At 60.8% G+C, this 20883-nt stretch carries 21 protein-coding genes; 5 read left to right on the forward strand and 16 right to left on the reverse strand.

Features of this window, described 5'->3' with window-relative positions:
• Positions 1 to 246: 246 nt before the first annotated feature.
• The 3 genes from AC4IHP_RS21470 (at position 247) to AC4IHP_RS21480 (ending at position 3291) form a co-directional block, all read left to right on the forward strand.
• The gene (locus tag AC4IHP_RS21470) at positions 247 to 1281 is read left to right on the forward strand and encodes an NADP-dependent oxidoreductase (RefSeq protein ID WP_490832691.1); all 1035 of its coding nucleotides are present in this window, start codon (positions 247 to 249) and stop codon (positions 1279 to 1281) included.
• A 66-nt stretch (positions 1282 to 1347) separates the two neighbouring features.
• Complete coding sequence (recR, locus tag AC4IHP_RS21475) at positions 1348 to 1950, forward strand: recombination mediator RecR (protein WP_016773861.1); 603 nt, start codon at positions 1348 to 1350, stop codon at positions 1948 to 1950.
• Positions 1951 to 2142: 192 nt separating this feature from the next.
• Positions 2143 to 3291, forward strand: a complete 1149-nt coding sequence (locus tag AC4IHP_RS21480) for an acyl-CoA dehydrogenase family protein (protein WP_490832692.1) — start codon at positions 2143 to 2145, stop codon at positions 3289 to 3291.
• An 89-nt stretch (positions 3292 to 3380) separates the two neighbouring features.
• Here AC4IHP_RS21480 and AC4IHP_RS21485 read toward each other — a convergent pair whose 3' ends face one another.
• Together AC4IHP_RS21485 and fnr are read right to left on the reverse strand one after the other, a co-directional pair.
• Positions 3381 to 3929 (reverse strand): adenine phosphoribosyltransferase, encoded by a 549-nt coding sequence (locus AC4IHP_RS21485; protein WP_007918333.1) that lies wholly within the window; start codon positions 3927 to 3929, stop codon positions 3381 to 3383.
• A gap of 75 nt (positions 3930 to 4004) precedes the next feature.
• Entirely contained in the window at positions 4005 to 4739 is a 735-nt protein-coding gene (gene fnr / locus AC4IHP_RS21490; protein ID WP_016773865.1) for a fumarate/nitrate reduction transcriptional regulator Fnr, read from the reverse strand.
• Positions 4740 to 4893: 154 nt separating this feature from the next.
• On the opposite strand from fnr, the gene AC4IHP_RS21495 reads away from it, so the two are divergent.
• On the forward strand, positions 4894 to 5376 hold the full coding sequence (locus AC4IHP_RS21495) for a hypothetical protein (RefSeq protein ID WP_460117827.1): 483 nt from the start codon (positions 4894 to 4896) through the stop codon (positions 5374 to 5376).
• Here AC4IHP_RS21495 and hemN read toward each other — a convergent pair.
• From hemN to ccoN (AC4IHP_RS21565), 14 genes are all read right to left on the reverse strand, one after another.
• Positions 5373 to 6755: an oxygen-independent coproporphyrinogen III oxidase gene (gene hemN / locus AC4IHP_RS21500; RefSeq protein ID WP_490832693.1), complete on the reverse strand. Its 1383-nt coding sequence runs from the start codon at positions 6753 to 6755 to the stop codon at positions 5373 to 5375. The genes AC4IHP_RS21495 and hemN overlap by 4 nt on opposite strands.
• A 169-nt stretch (positions 6756 to 6924) precedes the next feature.
• Positions 6925 to 7608, reverse strand: coding sequence for a sulfite exporter TauE/SafE family protein (locus AC4IHP_RS21505; protein WP_076566961.1), 684 nt, complete (start codon positions 7606 to 7608; stop codon positions 6925 to 6927).
• A complete protein-coding gene (gene ccoS / locus AC4IHP_RS21510; RefSeq protein WP_039763029.1) occupies positions 7601 to 7813 on the reverse strand; it encodes a cbb3-type cytochrome oxidase assembly protein CcoS in 213 nt (70 codons plus the stop codon). The genes AC4IHP_RS21505 and ccoS overlap by 8 nt, the downstream gene beginning before the upstream one ends.
• A 23-nt stretch (positions 7814 to 7836) precedes the next feature.
• Complete coding sequence (locus tag AC4IHP_RS21515) at positions 7837 to 10287, reverse strand: heavy metal translocating P-type ATPase (RefSeq protein WP_490832694.1); 2451 nt, start codon at positions 10285 to 10287, stop codon at positions 7837 to 7839.
• 121 nt (positions 10288 to 10408) lie between these two features.
• Positions 10409 to 10948: a FixH family protein gene (locus AC4IHP_RS21520; protein WP_064363876.1), complete on the reverse strand. Its 540-nt coding sequence runs from the start codon at positions 10946 to 10948 to the stop codon at positions 10409 to 10411.
• A gap of 13 nt (positions 10949 to 10961) precedes the next feature.
• Positions 10962 to 12377, reverse strand: coding sequence for a cytochrome c oxidase accessory protein CcoG (gene ccoG / locus AC4IHP_RS21525; RefSeq protein WP_490832695.1), 1416 nt, complete (start codon positions 12375 to 12377; stop codon positions 10962 to 10964).
• A gap of 591 nt (positions 12378 to 12968) precedes the next feature.
• A complete protein-coding gene (gene ccoP / locus AC4IHP_RS21530) occupies positions 12969 to 13952 on the reverse strand; it encodes a cytochrome-c oxidase, cbb3-type subunit III (protein ID WP_125918526.1) in 984 nt (327 codons plus the stop codon).
• Positions 13949 to 14134: a CcoQ/FixQ family Cbb3-type cytochrome c oxidase assembly chaperone gene (locus AC4IHP_RS21535; RefSeq protein ID WP_016775513.1), complete on the reverse strand. Its 186-nt coding sequence runs from the start codon at positions 14132 to 14134 to the stop codon at positions 13949 to 13951. Before AC4IHP_RS21535 ends, ccoP (AC4IHP_RS21530) begins: the two co-directional genes overlap by 4 nt.
• A gap of 5 nt (positions 14135 to 14139) precedes the next feature.
• On the reverse strand, positions 14140 to 14748 hold the full coding sequence (ccoO, locus tag AC4IHP_RS21540) for a cytochrome-c oxidase, cbb3-type subunit II (protein WP_007917161.1): 609 nt from the start codon (positions 14746 to 14748) through the stop codon (positions 14140 to 14142).
• Entirely contained in the window at positions 14748 to 16190 is a 1443-nt protein-coding gene (ccoN, locus tag AC4IHP_RS21545) for a cytochrome-c oxidase, cbb3-type subunit I (protein WP_039763035.1), read from the reverse strand. Before ccoN (AC4IHP_RS21545) ends, ccoO (AC4IHP_RS21540) begins: the two co-directional genes overlap by 1 nt.
• Before the next feature lie 481 nt (positions 16191 to 16671).
• Entirely contained in the window at positions 16672 to 17625 is a 954-nt protein-coding gene (gene ccoP / locus AC4IHP_RS21550; RefSeq protein ID WP_460117839.1) for a cytochrome-c oxidase, cbb3-type subunit III, read from the reverse strand.
• Positions 17622 to 17819 carry a cbb3-type cytochrome oxidase subunit 3 gene (locus AC4IHP_RS21555; RefSeq protein ID WP_460117841.1) on the reverse strand — a complete coding sequence of 66 codons (198 nt, stop codon included), beginning with the start codon at positions 17817 to 17819 and terminating at the stop codon, positions 17622 to 17624. Before AC4IHP_RS21555 ends, ccoP (AC4IHP_RS21550) begins: the two co-directional genes overlap by 4 nt.
• Positions 17820 to 17822: 3 nt before the next feature.
• Positions 17823 to 18431 carry a cytochrome-c oxidase, cbb3-type subunit II gene (gene ccoO / locus AC4IHP_RS21560; RefSeq protein ID WP_003223389.1) on the reverse strand — a complete coding sequence of 203 codons (609 nt, stop codon included), beginning with the start codon at positions 18429 to 18431 and terminating at the stop codon, positions 17823 to 17825.
• Between the two features lie 10 nt (positions 18432 to 18441).
• Positions 18442 to 19866 carry a cytochrome-c oxidase, cbb3-type subunit I gene (ccoN, locus tag AC4IHP_RS21565; protein ID WP_024012337.1) on the reverse strand — a complete coding sequence of 475 codons (1425 nt, stop codon included), beginning with the start codon at positions 19864 to 19866 and terminating at the stop codon, positions 18442 to 18444.
• A gap of 92 nt (positions 19867 to 19958) precedes the next feature.
• On the opposite strand from ccoN (AC4IHP_RS21565), the gene AC4IHP_RS21570 reads away from it, so the two are divergent.
• Positions 19959 to 20639 carry an alpha/beta family hydrolase gene (locus tag AC4IHP_RS21570; RefSeq protein WP_490832696.1) on the forward strand — a complete coding sequence of 227 codons (681 nt, stop codon included), beginning with the start codon at positions 19959 to 19961 and terminating at the stop codon, positions 20637 to 20639.
• Positions 20640 to 20883 lie beyond the last annotated feature (244 nt).

A 20883-nucleotide genomic window follows, 5' to 3' on the forward strand; every position in this document is an offset into this window, starting at 1 on the left:
AGATGAGCTACACAAAATGCCAGGCATCGCGCCTGGCATTTTTGTTTCTGCCTGATGGACATGTGCCGGCTGGACTGACGCCTTCGCGAGCAGGCTCGCTCCCACATTTGGAATGCATTCTCCTGTGGGAGCGAGCCTGCTCGCGAATGAACTCACCTCGGCAAAACTGAAGAAACATCGAACACACCACCGCTACCAAGGTCTGCTCCCTATACACCGAATTCCCCATTCACAGGAGACGCTGACATGTCCGACCCTATTACCCTCAACCAACGCTTCGTCCTCGCCTCGCGCCCGACCGGCGCGCCGACCCCGGAGAACTTCCGTCTGGAGCGCGAGGCGCTGCCGGATCTGCAGGACGGTCAGGTGTTGCTGAAAACCCTGTACCTGTCGCTGGACCCGTACATGCGCGGACGCATGAGCGACGCACCGTCCTACGCTGCGCCAGTGCAAATCGGCGAAGTCATGACTGGCGGCGCGGTCAGCCGGGTCGAGCAGTCCAATCACCCGAAATTCCACACCGGTGATCTGGTGGTTGGCGCCACCGGTTGGCAGAGCCACAGCATCAGCGACGGTCGCAATATCATGCCGATCCCGGCCGGCCTGCCGAGCCCGTCGATGGCCCTCGGCGTACTGGGCATGCCGGGCATGACCGCGTACATGGGCCTGATGGACATCGGCCAGCCGAAAGAAGGCGAAATCCTGGTGGTGGCTGCGGCGTCCGGCGCCGTCGGCTCGGTGGTCGGCCAAGTGGCAAAGATCAAAGGCCTGCGCGCGGTCGGCGTGGCCGGTGGGGCCGAGAAGTGCAAATACGTGGTCGAGGAGTTGGGTTTTGATGCCTGCGTCGACCACAAGGCTGACGACTTCGCCGAGCAACTGGCCAAGGCCTGTCCCAACGGCATCGACATTTACTACGAGAACGTCGGCGGCCATGTCTTTGATGCGGTGGTGCCATTGCTCAACCCCAAGGCACGCGTCCCGTTGTGCGGCCTGATCGCCGGCTACAACACCGCCGAGGCGCCCACTGGCCCGGATCGCCTGCCGATGCTGCAGCGCACATTGCTGACCAAGCGTGTGCGTATTCAGGGCTTCATCGTCTTCGACGATTACGGTGATCGTCAGCCGGAATTCATCAGCCACATGGTGCCGTGGGTACGCGACGGCAAGGTCAAGTTCCGCGAGGACGTGGTCGAAGGCCTGGAGCAGGCACCCGAGGCGTTCATCGGTCTGCTGGAAGGGCGCAACTTCGGCAAACTGGTGGTCCGGGTCGCCCAGGACTGAGGATTTGACGCTGGCCAGAGGCGCGGGTATAAACCGCGTCTCGTTGTTTAGTCGGACTGTTTACCCATGAGCTTCAGCCCTTTGATTCGCCAACTGATCGACGCCCTGCGCACTTTGCCGGGCGTAGGTCAGAAAACCGCTCAGCGCATGGCGTTGCAGTTGCTCGAACGTGATCGCAGCGGTGGCACCCGTCTGGCGCAGGCCTTGAGCCAGGCCATGGAGGGCGTCGGCCATTGCCGCCAGTGCCGCACGCTGACCGAAGACGATCTGTGCCCGCAATGCGCCGACCCGCGCCGCGATGACACGCTGCTTTGCGTGGTCGAAGGGCCGATGGATGTCTATGCGGTGGAGCAGACCGGTTTTCGTGGTCGCTATTTCGTGCTCAAGGGGCATCTGTCGCCGCTCGACGGCCTGGGGCCGGAAGCGATCGGCATTCCGCAATTGATGGCGCGGATTGAAGAGGCGGGGACCTTTACTGAAGTCATCCTCGCCACCAACCCGACCGTGGAAGGCGAGGCGACCGCGCACTACATCGCGCAGTTGCTCAACAACAAAGGTCTGGTCGCCTCGCGGATCGCCCACGGCGTACCGCTGGGCGGTGAGTTGGAGCTGGTCGACGGCGGCACGCTGGCGCATTCGTTTGCCGGGCGTAAACCGATTTCCCTCTGAATTTGCGGCGTCTGAACTGACGCCTTCGCGAGCAGGCTCGCTCCCACATTGGTTTTGTGTCGTTCACAAATCCCCTGTGGGAGCGAGCCTGCTCGCGAATGGCGCGCCGCGGTCCACCTGATTCACACAATTTCATTGATAACCAAGCAAGCGCTCGGTTAACGTCGGCGAACCCTTCCGTGGAGCTCGCCCATGCCTGCCTTTGAGGAATACTTCGACCCCAGCCACCAATTGGTCCGCGACAGCGTCAGACGTTTTGTCGAACGCGAGATCCTGCCGGACATCGATCAGTGGGAAGAAGCCGAAAGCTTTCCCCGTGAGCTGTACCTCAAGGCCGGCGCGGCAGGCATTCTCGGCATCGGTTATCCCGAAGCGCTTGGCGGCAGCCATGAAGGCGATCTGTTCGCCAAGGTCGCCGCCAGTGAGGAACTGATGCGCTGCGGCTCTGGCGGCCTGGTAGCGGGGCTGGGTTCGCTGGATATCGGTTTGCCGCCGATCGTCAAATGGGCGCGGCCTGAAGTGCGAGAGCGGGTCGTTCCCCAAGTGCTCAGCGGCGAAAAAATCAGCGCCTTGGCGGTTACCGAACCCGGCGGCGGTTCAGACGTCGCCAACCTGCAAACCCGCGCCGTGCGTGACGGCGACTTCTTCCGGGTCAGCGGCAGCAAGACCTTCATCACCAGCGGTGTGCGCGCCGATTTCTACACCGTCGCGGTGCGCACCGGTGCGCCGGGGTTTGGCGGCATCAGTTTGTTGCTGATCGAGAAGGGCACGCCGGGTTTCAGTGTCGGTAGGCAATTGAAGAAAATGGGCTGGTGGGCGTCGGACACCGCTGAATTGTTCTTCGACGATTGCCGCGTGCCTGTAGGAAACCTCATTGGCGGAGAAAACATGGGCTTCGCCTGCATCATGGGCAATTTCCAGAGCGAACGGCTGGCCCTGGCGCTGATGGCCAACATGACGGCGCAATTGGCGCTGGAGGAGAGCCTGAAATGGGCGCGCGAGCGCGAGGCGTTCGGTAAACCCATCGGCAAATTTCAGGTGATCAAACATCGCCTCGCCGAAATGGCCACGGCGCTGGAAGTGTCGCGCGAGTTCACTTATCGGCAAGCGGCAAAAATGGCGGCGGGGCAGAGCGTGATCAAGGAGATTTCCATGGCGAAGAACTTCGCCACCGACACCTCGGACCGGATCACCACCGAAGCCGTGCAGATTCTTGGCGGGCTCGGTTACATGCGCGAAAGCCTGGTGGAGCGGCTGTATCGGGATAACCGCATTCTGTCGATTGGCGGCGGGACGCGGGAAGTGATGAATGAAATCATCAGCAAGCAGATGGGGCTGTAAAACAAAAGATCGCAGCCTTCGGCGCCTCCTACAGGGAAATGCGGATCCCTGTGTAGGAGCTGCCGAAGGCTGCGATCTTTTGATCTTGATTATTTATCGGTCAAAGCAAATTGCGTCAGGCAGAACGTCGGGATGCCCATATCCTCAAGACGCTGCGAACCTTGCAGCTCTGGCAGATCAATGATCGCCGCCGCTTCATGGACCCGCGCGCCCATGCGGCGAATCAGGTTGGCCGCTGCAATCAACGTCCCGCCGGTAGCGATCAGGTCATCGAACATCACCACCGAATCGCCTTCACACAGGCTGTCGGCGTGCACTTCCAGAAACGCTTCGCCGTACTCGGTCGCATAACCTTCTGCCAGCACGTCCGCCGGCAGTTTGCCTTGCTTGCGGAACAGCACCAGCGGTTTGTTCAACTGATAGGCCAATACCGAGCCGATCAGGAAACCACGGGCATCCATCGCACCGATGTGGGTGAAGTCGGCTTCAACGTAGCGATGGGCGAAGCTGTCCATCACCAGGCGCAGGGCCGTTGGCGACTGAAACAGCGGGGTGATGTCGCGAAAGATCACGCCCGGTTTCGGGAAGTCGATCACGGGGCGGATCAGGGATTTGATGTCGAAGGAGTCGAAGACCATCGGTGTGTCCTGGCAGGGCTGCAAACGGCGCAGTATACCCGCGGCTGAAACGATTCGCTCAACCGCGGGTCGTGATCAGCCTTCGATCGAGCCGCCGGCCAGCGCGCACAGCTGGATCGGGTCGAGAATGTGGATCTCCTTGCCTTCGGCGGCAATCAGCTCGTTCTGCTGGAAACGGGTGAACACCCGCGACACGGTTTCCACCGCCAGGCCCAGGTAGTTACCGATTTCATTGCGCGACATGCTCAGGCGGAACTGGTTGGCCGAGAAGCCGCGAGCGCGGAAGCGGGCCGACAGGTTGACCAGGAAAGTAGCGATGCGCTCGTCAGCGGTTTTCTTCGACAGCAGCAGCATCATTTGCTGGTCGTCACGAATCTCGCGGCTCATCACCCGCATCAACTGGCGGCGCAGTTGTGGCAATTGCAGGGCCAGTTCGTCGAGACGCTCGAAGGGGATTTCGCAGACTGAAGTGGTTTCCAGCGCCTGGGCCGACACCGGGTGTTTCTCAGTGTCCATGCCCGACAGTCCGACCAGTTCGCTTGGCAGGTGGAAGCCAGTCAGTTGCTCCTCGCCGGCATCGCTCAGGCTGAAAGTCTTCAGGGCGCCCGAGCGAACCGCATAAACAGAATCGAAGGTGTCGCCCTGGCGAAAAAGAAATTCGCCCTTTTTCAGCGGGCGACCGCGTTTAACGATTTCGTCCAGCGCGTCCATGTCTTCCAGATTCAGCGAAAGTGGCAGGCAGAGCGGGGCCAGGCTGCAATCCTTGCAATGGGCCTGATTGTGAGCGCGCAGTTTGACTGGCTCGGACATTTCTTCAATCCTTGTGGGAAAACACACATAAGCCGTAAGGGTAACTCACGCGAGGACATTCAGGCCAGCACGCGGCGGCGTTGTCCCACAGACATAAAGCCGCAGCACCTGCGGCCGATAAACAGCTATCAGCATCCATCCACGGAAGGCCCCGATGACCGCCATTGGCACGCTAGGCCCCGGTAGCAGCGGCGTTGCTGCCGCGCCGGAGATCACCCATACCGACGCTGCGATCAGCCACGATGACGACTTGTCGAATACGGCAACCCCGACCTTGGTCGAGGGCGTCAAAGTGTCGCTGTCCGGGGCGGCCATCGCCAAATCTGCCGCTGTCGGCGGTGAAAACAGTGACATCGACAACAGTGGCTTGCCGGAGAACATCCAGCAGTTGCTGAAGATGATTCGCAAGATCCAAAAAGAAATCATCGAAAAAAAAGCACGCATGGCGGCGGTCATGTCAGACAGAACCCTCTCCAACGAGGAAAAGATCAACAAGCTCGCCGCGCTGCGGGGCGCTATCGCCGCCCTCAACAGTGGCCTGATCACTGCCAACCTTTCCTTGTCGAAAGTCATGAACCAGTCGGCGCTCAGTCCTGATCAGAACCTCAAGGTCGGCTCGTTGCTGACCAAGCCTTAAATCACTCGCGAGAAACGCTGGCGGTTCTGCTGCTCCAGGTACGCATCGAAGACCATGCACACCGAGCGCACCAGCAGTCGGCCCGCCGGCAACATCTCGATGCGCTCGCGCTCGAGCCTGATCAGGCCATCCTCGGCCATGCCTTGCAGCTGCGGCCACAGCGCGCTGAAGTAGCCCTGAAAATCGATGTTGAACTGCTGCTCGATCTCGGCGAATTCGAGTTTGAAATTGCAGATCAGTTGCTGAATCACTGCGCGGCGTAAGCGGTCGTCGGCGTTGCACACCAGGCCGCGACTGGTCGCCAGTTGCGCGCTGGCGAGGCTGTTCTGATAGGCAGTGAGGTCGCTGCTGTTCTGGCAGTACAAATCACCAATCTGGCTGATTGCCGAAACGCCCAGACCAATCAGATCGCAATGGCCATGGGTGGTGTAACCCTGGAAGTTGCGTTGCAGGGTGTGCTCTTCCTGGGCAATGGCCAGTTCGTCATCGGGCAGGGCGAAGTGGTCCATGCCGATGTAACGGTAACCGGCAGCGGTCAGTTGCTCGATGGTGCGCTGGAGCATTTCCAGCTTGTGCGCCGGGCTCGGCAGTTCGCTGCTGTTGATCCGCCGTTGCGGCATGAAGCGTTCCGGCAGGTGCGCGTAGTTGAATACCGAAAGACGATCCGGTTGCAGACTGATCACTTCCTCGACGGTGCGAGCGAAGTTGTCTGGTGTCTGCTTTGGCAGGCCGTAGATCAGATCGATGTTGATCGAGCGAAACTGCAAAGTGCGCGCCGCATCGATCACCGCGCGGGTTTCTTCCAGACTCTGCAGGCGATTGACCGCACGTTGCACCGCCGGGTCAAGATCCTGCAGACCAATGCTGACCCGGTTGAAACCCAGTTCGCGCAGCAGGCCCATGGTCGACCAGTCGGCTTCGCGCGGGTCGATTTCGATACCGTAATCGCCGGAATCATCGTTGAGCAGATTGAAATGCTTGCGCAGGTGCGCCATCAACTGACGCAACTCGTCGTGGCTGAGAAAGGTCGGCGTGCCGCCACCGAAATGCAGTTGCTCGACGGTTTGCGCAGGGTCGAGGTGGCAGGCAATCAGCTGGATTTCCTGCTCGAGCCGTTGCAGATACGGCTGCGCGCGACCGCGATCCTTGGTGATGACCTTGTTGCAGGCACAGTAGTAGCAAATGTTCGCGCAGAACGGCACATGCACGTACAACGACAACGGCCGCTGTGCCTTGCGGCTGTCGCGCAGGGCATGAAACAGGTCAAAGGTGCCGACCTGACCGTGAAATTGCACGGCAGTCGGGTACGAGGTGTAGCGTGGCCCCGCCAGATCGTAACGGCGGATCAGATCAGAGTCCCAACGAATGGCGTCGAGCATGCGGGCATTCCCCCGGATAGGCTGGCAGTGTGGCGAGTCTATCGGGGGGCGGCGATGGGGCTGTTGATTTGCATCAACAGCACAAGGTCAAAAGATCGCAGCCTTCGGCAGGTCCTACCTTGGAGTGCGACCTCCTGTAGGAGCTGCCGAAGGCTGCGATCTTTTGCTTTTAATGGCCCATGAGCCAATGCTGATGCGGCCCGGGCAAGGTCCACAGGCCAAACACAATCACCAGCAAGCCACCCGCCACGCGCACGCTGCGTTTGCGCAGGATCGCCGTGACCCGCTCAGCCGCCAGCCCGGTGGCGAGCAGTACCGGCCAGGTGCCGAGACCAAACGCAAGCATCAGCAATGCACTGTCCAGCGCATTACCCTGACTCGCGCTCCACAACAGCGTGCTGTAAACCAGTCCGCACGGCAGCCAGCCCCACAGCGCACCGAGCAGCAAGGCGCGGGGCAGGCTGGAAACCGGCAGCAAGCGATTCGCCACCGGTTGAATGAAGCGCCACAAACCACGTCCGAGTGCTTCGATACGGGTGAGCCCGCTCCACCAGCCGGCCAGATACAAACCCATGGCGATCAGCAGTAACCCGGCCAGCACGCGCATGAACAGCGCCGCAGGACTGTTGGCGACGGCCCAGCCCGCCAGGCCGATGAGCAATCCCGCCGTGGCATAACTGAGAATCCGCCCCAGGTTATACGCCAGCAACAGGCGAAAGCGCCGGCTGCGCTGTTCCTTGGGAATCGCCAGGGTCAGCGCGCCCATCAGACCGCCGCACATGCCCAGACAATGGCCGCCACCGAGCAGGCCAAGAATCAGCGCCGAAACCAGCAGAGGCGCCAGTTCAAGCATGGGGTGGCGCCTTGTCGTCCGGTTTGCCGGCGTTGGCTTCGTCCACGGCAGCGGTGTGGTTGGGGTCCTGATCGTCAAAAAGGATGCTGTGCGCCGGGCCGTCGAGATCATCGTACTGACCGCTGTCCACCGCCCAGAAGAAGATGTACACGGCGATGGCAACGATCAGCAAGGCAGCGGGAATCATCACGTAGAGAGCTGGCATCGGTAACTCCAGGCCCGCGCGGCTCAGGCCGGCAGCGGGCGGGTTTGGGTCGGGCTGCCGGCGGCCGGCGCGCTCGGCAGGCGAGTCAGGCGCAGGGCGTTGAGCACCACGGTCAGCGAACTGATCGACATACCGACCGCCGCCCACACCGGTGTGATCCAGCCGAGGGCGGCGAACGGCAACATGAGGCCATTGTACAGCGCCGCCCACAGCAGGTTTTCGATGATTACCCGGCGCGTGCGCCGCGCCAGTGTAAAGGCTTGCACCAGGGCGTCGAGGCGGTTGGACAACAACACCGCATCGGCGCTGGTTTTCGCCAGATCGGTGGCCGAGCCCATGGCCACGCTGATATCGGCCGCAGCCAGCACCGGAACGTCGTTGACGCCGTCGCCGAGCATCAACACCTTGCGACCTTCGCGATGAAGTTGCTGCAGCACTTGCAGTTTGTCATCGGGACGCAAGCCGCCACGGGCCTCGTCGATGCCTAGTTCGGCGGCGACACTGGCGACCATCGGCGAACTGTCACCGGACAACAACAAGGTGCGCCAGCCTCGCGCTTTGCAGGCCGCGAGCAGAGCGGGGGCATCGTCACGCAGGCGGTCGTCAAGGACGAACCATGCCAGCGGCCCCTGAGTGTCGGCGAGCAGCAACCATTGACCGGCTTCATCGGGCAGCGACGGCAGCGCCGCGCCGCTCAGGGCACAGGCGAACGGCGCCTGACCGATGCGCAAGCGTTGCTCACCGACCACGCCTTCCAGGCCCAGCCCCGGCGTACTGTGCACGTCCTCGGCGGCCAGTGGCGCACGGCCGAACGCCCGGGCGATCGGGTGCTCCGAACGGTTTTCCAGCGCAGCAGCTAGGCTCAGGCATTGCTCACTGTCGAGCGCGCCGAGCGGGCGAATCGAGCGCAGCACCAGCCGGCCTTCGGTGAGCGTACCGGTCTTGTCGAAAATCACCGTGTCGATCTGGTTCAAGCCTTCCAGCACATGGCCACGGGTCAGCAGCAGCCCGAGTTTGTGCAGGGTGCCGGTGGCGGCGGTGAGGGCGGTCGGCGTCGCCAATGACAGCGCGCACGGGCAGGTCGCCACCAGCATGGCGAGGACGATCCAGAACGCCCGCGCTGAGTCGAGCTGCCACCACAGCAGGCCGATCACTGCCGCCGCAATCAGCGACAGCAGCAAAAACCATTGCGCGGCGCGGTCGGCGATTTCCGCCAGACGCGGTTTCTCCGCTTGAGCGCGATCGAGCAGGCGCACGATCGCGGAGAGACGCGTGTCCTGTCCCAGCGCCTGCACTTGCACGGTCAATGCGCCTTCGACATTAAGCGTGCCCGCAGTAACCGCATCGCCCAGTGTGCGTGACTGCGGCAGGTATTCGCCGGTCAGCAGCGATTCGTCGATGCTCGACTGGCCATCAATGATTTTGCCGTCAGCCGGCAGAATCGAGCCCGGCTGCACTAGAATCCGCTCGCCTACACACAACTCGCTCAGCAGGATGCGTTCGCTCTGGCCATCGCTATCCAGGCGCAGGCACGAGGCCGGCAACAGGTTGACCAGTTGCGCAGTGGCAGCAGCGGTGCGTTCGCGGGCGCGGCGTTCCAGATAGCGCCCGGCCAAAAGAAACAGCGCGAACATGCCGACCGCATCGAAGTACAGATCGCCGATGCCGGTGATCGACGTCCAGATCCCGGCGATATAAGCGCTGCCGATCGCCAGCGATACGGACACGTCCATGGTCAGGTGGCGGGTGCGCAAATCGCGCATCGCGCCTTTGAAGAACGGCGCGCAGCTGTAGAACACGATCGGTGTGGTCAGAAACAGCGCGACCCAGCGCAGGATCGTGTGCAGCTCCGGGCTCAGATCGATGTTGAATTCCGGCCAGGTGGCCATGGTCGCCATCATCGCCTGAAACCACAGCAACCCGGCGACGCCGAGTTGGCGCAGGGCCAGGCGATTCTCGCTGGCCAATTGTTCGCTGGCGCGGTCGGCCTGGTATGGGTGAGCGGCATAACCGATGTGGCGCAGTTCGGCGAGGATCTGGCTCAGCGGCAGTTGTGCATCGGCCCAGCGTACGTGCAGGCGATGGTTGGACAGGTTCAGCCGCGCTTCGGCGACGGCGGGCAGAGTGCGCAGGTGTTTCTCGATCAGCCAGCCGCAAGCGGCGCAACTGATGCCTTCCATCAACAGGGTGGTTTCGGCCAGATCGCCTTCGTGGCGCACGAACGGTTGCTGCACGTCGGCGCGGTCGTACAGCGCCAGTTCATCGGTCAGTTGCACCGGCAGCGCTTCGGGATTGGCCGAGGCTTCGCTGCGATGCTGGTAATAGCTTTCCAGGCCACCGGCGACGATGGCTTCGGCCACCGCCTGACAGCCCGGGCAACAGAACTCGCGGGATTGTCCGAGGACGACAGCGGTGAAGCGGCTGCCCGATGGGACGGGCAGGGCGCAGTGGTAGCAGGGGGTTGGGCTGGTCATCAGGAAAGTTTATGTCGTCCGCAAGGGCCTCTTCGCGAGCAGGCTCGCTACCACAGGTTTTGTGAACACAGAAGATCCACTGTGGGAGCGAGCCTGCTCGCGAATGCGCGAAGCGCAGGTTTTATTTTTTCAGGTCTTCGGCACCCTGCAATGGCTCGTCACCCAGCAGCAGTTCCTTGTCATGGCTGACCAGCTCTTCTTCGAACATGCGCCACACGTGCTCATCCTGGCTTCCGAGCAACTCGACAAACCGCCGCCCTTCAACCTTGTCGCTCAACTGGCCGATGTAGCGCCCGCTTTCGCTGTCACTGCGGGTCAGCACGATCTTGCGATCCTTTTCCGGCTGGGTCGGCGAGATCAGGTTCAATTCCAGGGTTTGCGGCTGGCTGTCACCGTTCAAGCGCAGATCGACTTCACCGGTCACGTCATCCAGATGCACCGCTGCACGCAGTTTCAGGGTCTGCGCCAGCAGCTCGCGATCCAGTGAACGGTTGATGCCTTTGCCCGCCTCGTAATAGTTGTCATTGACCAGATTGTCCGGGTTGTTCACCGCGATGGTCACCATGGACAGGGTCAAGGCCACCGAGCAGGCGAGGATGGCGATGATGATCCACGGCCAGAGGTGCTTGTACCAGGGACTTGCGGCGTTCGCAGCGGGCATGTTCAAAATTCTCTCAACGGATTTGTGGGCCGATGAATCGGCTCTTGGCTTCAACGTGGACGCTGTCGTCATCGGCGTCCTTGAGGATGAATTTCACCTCGTTGGTGCTCGATGGCAGTTGTTCCGGTGCGCTCGACAACTCGACCGGCATGCTGACGATATCGCCGGCGGCAACCTTGATCTCGCGCTGGCCTTGCAGGCGCAGGTCCGGCAAGCCCTCGGCTTGCAGCAGGTAAGTGTGGTCGCGCTGATCCTTGTTCATGATCTTCAGGCTGTAGACGTTTTCGATCCGGCCTTCAGCGTTTTCGCGGTATAGCACGCGGTCTTTGCTGACGTCGAAACCGACCAGTGAGCGCATGAAGAACGCGGCGACCAACAGGCTGATCATTGCCAGCAGCACCACGGCGTAACCGATCAGGCGCGGACGCAGTTTATGGGTTTTCTGCCCCGAAAGGTTGTGCTCGGTGGTGTAGCTGATCAGCCCGCGCGGGTAATCCATCTTGTCCATGATGCTGTCGCAGGCATCGATGCATGCCGCGCAGCCGATGCATTCGATCTGCAGGCCATCGCGGATGTCGATGCCGGTCGGGCAGACCTGCACGCACATCGTGCAGTCGATGCAATCGCCCAGCCCCAGCGCCTTGTAGTCGATGCCTTTCTTGCGCGGCCCACGGCTTTCGCCACGGCGCGGGTCGTAGGAAACGATCAGCGTGTCCTTGTCGAACATCACGCTCTGGAAGCGCGCGTACGGGCACATGTAGATGCACACCTGCTCACGCAACCAGCCGGCATTGCCGTACGTGGCGAGGGTGAAAAAACCGACCCAGAAATACGACCAGCCATCAGCCTGGCCGGTGAAGAACTCGATGACCAGTTCGCGGATCGGTGAAAAGTAACCGACAAAGGTCATGCCGGTGACAAAACCGATCAGCAGCCACAGCGAGTGCTTGGCCAGCTTGCGCAGGAACTTGTTGGCGCTCATCGGCGCCTTGTCGAGTTTGATGCGCTGGTTGCGGTCGCCTTCGGTGACCTTTTCGCACCACATGAAAATCCATGTCCACACGCTCTGCGGGCAGGTATAACCGCACCAGACGCGCCCGGCGTACACGGTGATGAAGAACAGGCCGAACGCGGCAATGATCAACAGCCCGGAGAGCAGGATGAAATCCTGCGGCCAGAAAGTCGCGCCGAAGATGAAGAATTTGCGCTCCGGCAGGTTCCACCACACCGCCTGGTGACCGCCCCAGTTCAGCCACACCGTACCGAAATACAGCAGAAACAACGCCGCACCGCCAAGCATCCGCAGATTGCGGAACAAGCCTGTGAAGGCACGGGTGTAGATTTTTTCTCGCGAGGCATAAAGGTCGACGCTGTTGTTCGCGTTCTTGCTCGGTGGCGTGACGTCGTGTACCGGAATCTGATTGCTCATCATTGCATCCCACGGCAGTGGAAAAATGCCTCGGTCGATACGTGCCGACCGAGGTCAAAAAGGCTGTTGCAGTAGCGCGATGATACGCCTGCCGCTCTGGCTCAAGGGTGCGACCTTTGGTCGCGTTGGGTAAAAAATGCGGATGGTGTAGCGATTGCGCACAAGCCTGACGCAGATCAATTGACTTGTTGAGTATGGACGGTTTTGCTGGGGTGGCTAATTCACCGTTCCCAAGGGTTGAGCCCTGCGTCTCCCGGGTCCGGGCAATCTGCCGCCGCCCAGGCTGTCCAGACCGCTATCGTTACCTCGATTGGCCGAGACGTTTTGCGAAAATGTACTGTTGGGCTGCGCCGGCGTTTTTGCTAGCGTGACTTGATAATCGGGGCAGGGGCGGAAGTGTTGTGACGGTGTGCTTTCGTGCATGTCGGCTTCATCCTGAATATCGATCCGATGCGATTCATCGGGCTGAAGAAAACCTACAGGGCACGGTGGGCACGGGTCTATCAACAAAACGTCTCAACGCGTAACCCATCCAAAAAAAGGCCCCGCCAATTCCCATTGGCGGGGCCTTTTTTGCTTTAAACGCTGGCCTTACTCAGCCTTCGCCTCCGGCGCTTTTTCACCATGGGACAAGCTGTAAACATACGCCGCCAGCAAATGCACCTTGTCATTGCCCTGCAATTGTTCCTGCGCAGGCATCTGGCCCTGGCGGCCGTAACGGATGGTCTGCTGCAGTTGCGCGAAGCTCGAGCCGTAGATGAATGCGCCCGGGTGTGTCAGGTCCGGCGCGCCCATGGCCGGCGTGCCTTTGCCGGCCGGACCGTGGCAGGCCACGCAGTTGGCGGCGAAGAGTTTCTGGCCGTTGGCCGGGTCGGCTTTGGTGCCTTCCGGCAGTTTGCGCCCGTCGAGATTGGTCACCACGAAGGCCGCTACGTCAGCCACACCTTGCTCGCCGATCACTTCCGCCCACGCCGGCATCACCGCGTGGCGGCCGCCCATGATGGTGGTCTTGATGGTTTCCGGCTCGCCGCCCCAGCGCCAGTCGGCGTCGGTCAGGTTGGGGAAACCGTAGGCGCCCTTGGCGTCGGAACCGTGGCACACCGAGCAGTTGGACGCGAACAGACGGCCGCCCATCTTCAGTGCCTGCGGATCCTTGGCGACTTCTTCGATCGGCATCGCCGCGAACTTGGCGAAGATCGGACCGAAGCGCGCGTCCGAACGGGCCATTTCCTTTTCCCATTCGTGGACGCCGGTCCAGCCGGTCTGGCCGTTGGCGAACGCGGTCTGTTTCTCGTTATCCAGATAGTTGTAGCCCGGCAGCAGACCTTTCCAGTTGCCCAGCCCCGGATACAGCACCAGATAGCCCAGGGCAAAAATGATGGTGCCGACGAACAGCATGAACCACCATTTCGGCAGGGGGTTGTCGTACTCCTCGATCCCGTCGAAGGAGTGGCCGACCGTCTCGTCCGTCTGTTCGCTGCGCTGGCCCTTGCGGGTCGACAGCAGCAGCCAGGTCAGGGCGAAGATCGTACCGAGACTGAGGACTGTGACGTACAGACTCCAGAATGTAGTCATTCTTTGTTACTCCTAGAAGCTTGCTCGACGTGCTTGATGGCTTCGGGGTCATCGGCAAAAGGCAGCATGGTCGCGTCGTCGAATTCCGACTTGCGCTTGGGGCTGAACACCCACAAGGCCAGACCGATGAAGGCCACCATCACGACCACGGTGCCCAGGCCTCGAATCATCCCGATATCCATCAGATTCACCGTTTGCTTTTGATGATGGTGCCCAGGCCTTGCAGATAGGCCACCAGCGCGTCCATTTCGGTTTTGCCCTTCACGGCATCCTGTGCACCGGCGATGTCTTCGTCGGTGTAAGGCACGCCGAGGGTGCGCAAGACTTCCATTTTTTTCGCGGTTTCCTTGCCGTCGAGCTTGTTTTCCACGAGGAACGGGTAAGCCGGCATTTTCGACTCGGGGACCACGTTGCGCGGGTTGTACAAGTGCGCACGTTGCCAGTCATCGGAGTAACGACCGCCCACACGGGCCAGGTCCGGACCGGTACGTTTGGAACCCCACAGGAACGGGTGGTCCCAGACGCTTTCACCGGCAACCGAATAGTGGCCATAGCGTTCGGTTTCAGCGCGGAACGGGCGGATCATCTGCGAGTGGCAGCCGACACAACCGTTGGCGATGTACACGTCGCGGCCTTCCAGTTCCAGCGCCGAGCGCGGCTTCATGCCCTCGACCGGCTTGTTGGTGACGTCCTGGAAGAACAGCGGAACAATTTGGGTCAGGCCACCGACGCTGACGGCGATGACCATGAAGAAGGCCAGCAGGCCAATATTCTTCTCGACAGCTTCATGCTTCATCAGTGAGCTCCAACGACGGCAATCTTGGCGGCGGCTTCGGCTTCAACCGGATCCGACGCACGTACGGTGCGGTACACGTTGTAAGCCATCAGCAGCATGCCGCTGGCAAAGAAAGCGCCGCCCAGCGCACGGACGATGAAGCCCGGGTGGCTGGCCTGCAGCGCTTCGACGAACGAGTAGGTGAGGGTGCCGTCATCGTTGATTGCTCGCCACATCAGGCCTTGAGTGATGCCGTTGACCCACATCGAGGCGATGTAGAGCACGGTACCGATGGTCGCAAGCCAGAAGTGCGCATTGATCAGCCCGGTGCTGTGCATCTGCGCGCGGCCGAACAGTTTCGGGATCATGTGGTAGATCGCGCCGATGGAAATCATCGCCACCCAGCCGAGGGCGCCAGCGTGGACGTGGCCGATGGTCCAGTCGGTGTAGTGCGAGAGCGAGTTGACGGTCTTGATCGCCATCATCGGCCCTTCGAAGGTCGACATGCCGTAGAACGCCAGCGATACGACGAGGAAGCGCAGGATCGGGTCGGTGCGCAATTTATGCCAGGCGCCCGACAGGGTCATCATGCCGTTGATCATGCCGCCCCAGCTTGGCGCCAGGAGAATGATCGACATCGCCATGCCCAGCGATTGCGCCCAGTCCGGCAGGGCGGTGTAGTGCAGGTGGTGCGGGCCGGCCCAGATGTACAGGGTGATCAGCGCCCAGAAGTGCACGATCGACAGACGATAGGAGTAGATCGGGCGTTCGGCCTGTTTCGGCACGAAGTAGTACATCATCCCGAGGAAACCGGTGGTCAGGAAGAAACCCACGGCGTTGTGGCCGTACCACCACTGGATCATTGCGTCAGTGGCGCCGGAGTAGGCCGAGTACGACTTGAACAGGCTGACCGGCAGCGACATGTGGTTGACGATGTGCAGCATCGCGGTGACCACGATGAACGCGCCGTAAAACCAGTTGCCGACATAGATGTGCTTGGTTTTGCGCTTGGTGATGGTGCCGAAGAACACCAGACCGTAAGTGACCCAGACAATCGCCAGCAGAATCGCGATCGGCCATTCCAGCTCGGCGTATTCCTTGGTGGTGGTGTAACCCAGCGGCAAGGTGACGATGGCGCCGACGATGACCGCTTGCCAGCCCCAGAAGGTGAAGGCCGCGAGGCTGTCGGAAATCAGTCGCGTCTGGCAGGTTCGCTGCACGACATAGTAGGAAGTGGCAAACAGTGCACAACCGCCGAAGGCGAAAATCACCAGGTTTGTGTGCAACGGGCGCAAGCGTCCAAAGCTCGTCCACGGCAGACCGAAGTTCAGTTCCGGCCAGACCAGTTGCGAGGCAATGAAGACACCGAGCCCCATGCCAAGGATCCCCCAGACCACCGTCATGATGGCGAACTGGCGGACTACCTTATAGTTATAAGCAGTCGGACTGATTGCTGTGCTCATTCTAAGGTTCCACGGTTTGGGTATTTTTATAGGGATAAAATCGGCCGCAAGTATGTATAAAGCAGGGGGTCATTGCAACGCGCCATGACCTGGGTCAATGCTTTCCAACGCTGATTCTGCGGCCTTTCCATGCGCCGAGTAGGGTCAAAAATGGCCTCTGACAAAATGTCTCGGTGAGTGAAAAAAACGCCGGGTCCGGATCGCCGTCAACGATGCCTGCTAACAGGTCTTGATCGGGTTTCACAAGGCAATCGGCGTAACAGCCGTTAACTGCCTGCCTTTGCGGCAAATCCACAGGCCGCTTTATCGGACGCGTCGCTTGCGGGGCATCTGTAACAGTCACGCACCGGTCTGCTTTGGAACAAGCGTAGACCCGAATCAGGCGAACCGAAAGGTGAGGTAGCAAGGGGTGCGACAATGCGTCGCAAGGGGGCGGGAAACTGCCGCGGCGAAAAAGTCGCGGCAGTTGTGTACGCAAGATTTATTTTATTGTGTCTTCAGTTAGAGTTTTTTCTGTACTCAAACTATTGCTCAAGCTGTACACATAAGCAGCAAGCAATTGCACTTTGTCGTTGCCCAGCAACTCATTCTGCGCTGGCATGTGTCCCTGGCGCCCATGGCGAATGGTCTGTTCCAACTGGGTCAGGCTGGTGCCATAAATGAAGCCGGCCGGATGGGTCAGGTTTGGCGCGCCCATCGCCGCAGTGCCTTGGCCGGTGGCGCCATGACAGGCAACGCAAGTGGTACTGAACGCCTGCTGCCCGGCTTGCAGATCTGCCTTGCTGTCGGCGGGCAGTGGCAGGCCGGCCAGTTCGTGGCGGACATATGCGGCAACGTTTTTCACCCCAGCCTCACCCAACACTTCGCCCCAGGCCGGCATCGCCGCCATGCGGCCGCCCATGATGGTGGTCTTGATCGTCTCGGCATCGCCGCCCCAGCGCCAGTCGCTGTCGGCGAGGTTAGGGAAGCCGAACGCGCCCTTGGCATCCGAGCCATGGCACACCGAGCAATTGGAGGCGAACAGACGACCACCCATTTTCAGCGCCTGCGGATCCTTGGCCACTTCTTCCAGCGGCATGGCGGCGAATTTGGCGAAGATCGGACCGAACCGGGCGTCCGCCTTGTTCATTTCCTTTTCCCATTCGTGCACGCCGGTCCAGCCATCCTCATAGCCGGGCAGGATGCCTTTCCAGTTGCCCAGGCCCGGATACAGAATCAGATAGCCCACCGAGAACACCAGCGTGCCGGCGAACAGCATGAACCACCATTGTGGCAGCGGGTTGTCGTATTCCTCGATGCCGTCGAAGCTGTGGCCCATGGTCTGGTCGACGCTGCCCTTGGTCTCGCCCCGGCGGGTGCCGATCAGCAGCCAGGTCAGGCCGATCAGGCTGCCAATGGTCAGTACGCAGATCCACGTACTCCAGAAGGTGGTCATGGCCGGGTACTCCTTGTTTCAGGGGCTGAATATGTTTCGGGTAGTGGTTCGTCGGCGAACGGCAGCAGGCGTGCTTCGGCGAATTCCGGGCTGCGCTTGCGGTTGAACACCCACAAGGTCAGGCCGACGAACGCGACGAACACCACGACCGTGCCGAGGCCGCGAATCAGGCCTGCACTCATTTCAATGACCATGACTCACCTCTTGCTCTTGATTGCAGTGCCGAGCACTTGCAGGTAGGAAACGAGGGCGTCCATTTCAGTCTTGCCCTTGAGGCTGGCGACCGCGCCGCTGATGTCGTCATCGGTGTACGGCACGCCGAGGGTGCGCATGGTTTTCAGCTTGGTTTCGGTGTGGCTGCTGTCGACCGCTTGGGTGACCAGCCACGGATAGGCCGGCATCTTCGACTCCGGCACAACGTTGCGCGGGTTGTACAAGTGCGCGCGGTGCCAGTCATCCGAGTAGCGCGCGCCGACCCGGGCGAGGTCCGGCCCGGTGCGTTTCGAACCCCACAGGAACGGGTGATCCCAAACGCTTTCACCGGCCACCGAGTAGTGCCCGTAGCGTTCGGTTTCGGCGCGGAACGGGCGGATCATCTGCGAATGGCAACCGACGCAGCCTTCGCGAATGTAGATGTCGCGGCCTTCCAGTTGCAGCGCGGTGTAGGGCTTCATGCCTTCCACCGGTTTGTTGGTGACGTCCTGGAAGAACAGCGGGACGATCTGGGTCAGGCCGCCGATGCTCACGGCGAACACCATCAGCAGCATCAGCAGGCCGACGTTCTTTTCAATCGTTTCGTGTTTCATGGCGGACTCCTCAGGCCATCTGCGCGGCAGCGACGACGTCGGCAGGCTGCGAGGCCCGCACGGTGCGCCAGGTGTTGTAAGCCATCAGCAACATGCCGCTGAGGAAAATCGCCCCGCCGATCAGCCGCACGACAAAGCCCGGATGGCTGGCCACCAGGGTTTCGACGAAGGAGTAGGTCAGCGTGCCGTCCTCGTTCACTGCGCGCCACATCAGGCCCTGGGCGATGCCGTTCACCCACATCGAGGCGATGTAGAGCACGGTGCCGATGGTCGCCAGCCAGAAATGCGCATTGATCAGGCCGACGCTGTGCATCTGCGCCTTGCCGAAGATTTTCGGGATCATGTGGTACAGCGCGCCGATCGAAATCATTGCCACCCAGCCGAGTGCGCCGGCGTGTACGTGGCCGATGGTCCAGTCGGTGTAGTGGGAGAGGGCGTTGACGGTTTTGATCGCCATCATCGGACCTTCGAAGGTCGACATGCCGTAGAACGCCAGCGAGACCACGAGGAAGCGCAGGATCGGGTCGCTGCGCAACTTATGCCAGGCGCCCGAGAGGGTCATCATGCCGTTGATCATGCCGCCCCAGCTCGGTGCCAGCAGGATCAGCGACATCACCATGCCCAATGACTGCGCCCAGTCCGGCAGTGCGGTGTAGTGCAGGTGGTGCGGGCCGGCCCAGATGTACAGGGTGATCAAGGCCCAGAAGTGCACGATCGACAGGCGATACGAATACACCGGGCGCTCGGCCTGTTTCGGCACGAAGTAATACATCATGCCGAGGAAGCCGGCGGTGAGGAAAAAGCCCACAGCGTTGTGGCCATACCACCACTGCACCATCGCGTCGGTTGCACCGGCGTACACCGAGTACGACTTGGTGAAACTCACCGGCAACTCAAGGTTGTTGACGATGTGCAGAATCGCCACGGTGATGATGAACGCGCCGAAGAACCAGTTGCCCACATAAATGTGTTTGGTTTTGCGCTGCATGATCGTGCCGAAGAACACGATCGCGTAGGCGACCCAGACGATGGTGATCAGGATGTCGATCGGCCATTCCAGCTCGGCGTATTCCTTGGAACTGGTGTAACCCAGCGGCAGGCTGATCGCCGCCAATAGAATCACAAGCTGCCAGCCCCAGAAGCAGAAAGCGGCGATTTGCGGCGCGAACAATTGCGTCTGGCAGGTGCGTTGCACCGAGTAGAAGGAGCTGGCGAACAGCGCACAGCCACCGAAGGCGAAGATCACCGCGTTGGTGTGCAGCGGGCGCAGACGGCCGAAACTGGTCCAGGGCAAATTGAAGTTGAGTTCCGGCCAGACCAATTGCGCCGCGAGAAAAACCCCGAGGCCCATGCCGACGATGCCCCACACCACCGTCATAATGGCGAATTGGCGGACCACCTTGTAGTTGTAGGCGGTACTGATAGAAGTGTTCATGGTTCCCCATCCACGGTTCAGCCGAAGTGAGCGCGCGCAAACGGCGCGAATCCTTCGTCTGGAGTTATAGGCAGACTAAAAGCGAGGCAAGCATGGACAAACAGCACAAGGCCAGTATTGACGGGGATCAATGGGCGCAACGTGTGCGTGATCATGGGTGGCTTTGGGATGCCGCTGTTGGTGAGGCCTCGGCAACCTTGATACTGGCGCACGGGGCGGGGGCGCCGATGGATAGCGACTGGATGAACGACATGGCCGGGCGCCTTGCCGGGCTTGGGGTCAACGTGTTGCGCTTTGAGTTTCCCTATATGGCGCAGCGGCGGGTGGATGGGGTGAAGCGGCCGCCGAATCCTGCGCCGAAACTGTTGGATTGCTGGCGGGAGGTGTTTGCGCTTGTGCGGCGTCATGTCGCTGGGATTTTGGCTGTTGGCGGGAAGTCGATGGGCGGGCGGATGGCTAGTTTGCTTGCTGATGAGTTGGGGGCTGATGCGCTGGTGTGTCTGGGATATCCGTTCTATGCGGTGGGCAAACCGGAGAAGCCTCGGGTTGAGCATTTGGCTGGTTTGAAGACGCGGACGTTGATTGTGCAGGGTGAGCGGGATGCGCTTGGCAATCGTGACGCAGTTGGGGGGTATGCGTTAGCGCCGAGTATTTCTGTGGTTTGGTTGGGGGCGGGGGATCATGATTTGAAGCCGCTCAAGGCTTCTGGCTTTACGCATGAACAGCATTTGGCCAGCGCCGCGCAGAAAGTATCCGAGTTTCTCAAGGGTTGACCGAGATTCTGTTCTCCATGGAGATCGGCTCCCTTTCCCCCTCGCCCCCTTGGGGGAGAGGGCTGGGGTGAGGGGGTAGCTGTTGATCTTGCTCTTGAGGGCATATCCGTTGCTTCGGGAGCTGCGGCTGGCGGTTTCGCCTGACGGCGACTTACTTTTTTACAAGCCCCTCCGTGTCAGGCTACCTGTCGCCCTTGTTGATTGACTCAACTACTCAAGAGGGCGAAGGTGCTTAACAATGTCC

The organism is Pseudomonas sp. UF-293 (assembly GCF_058245595.1).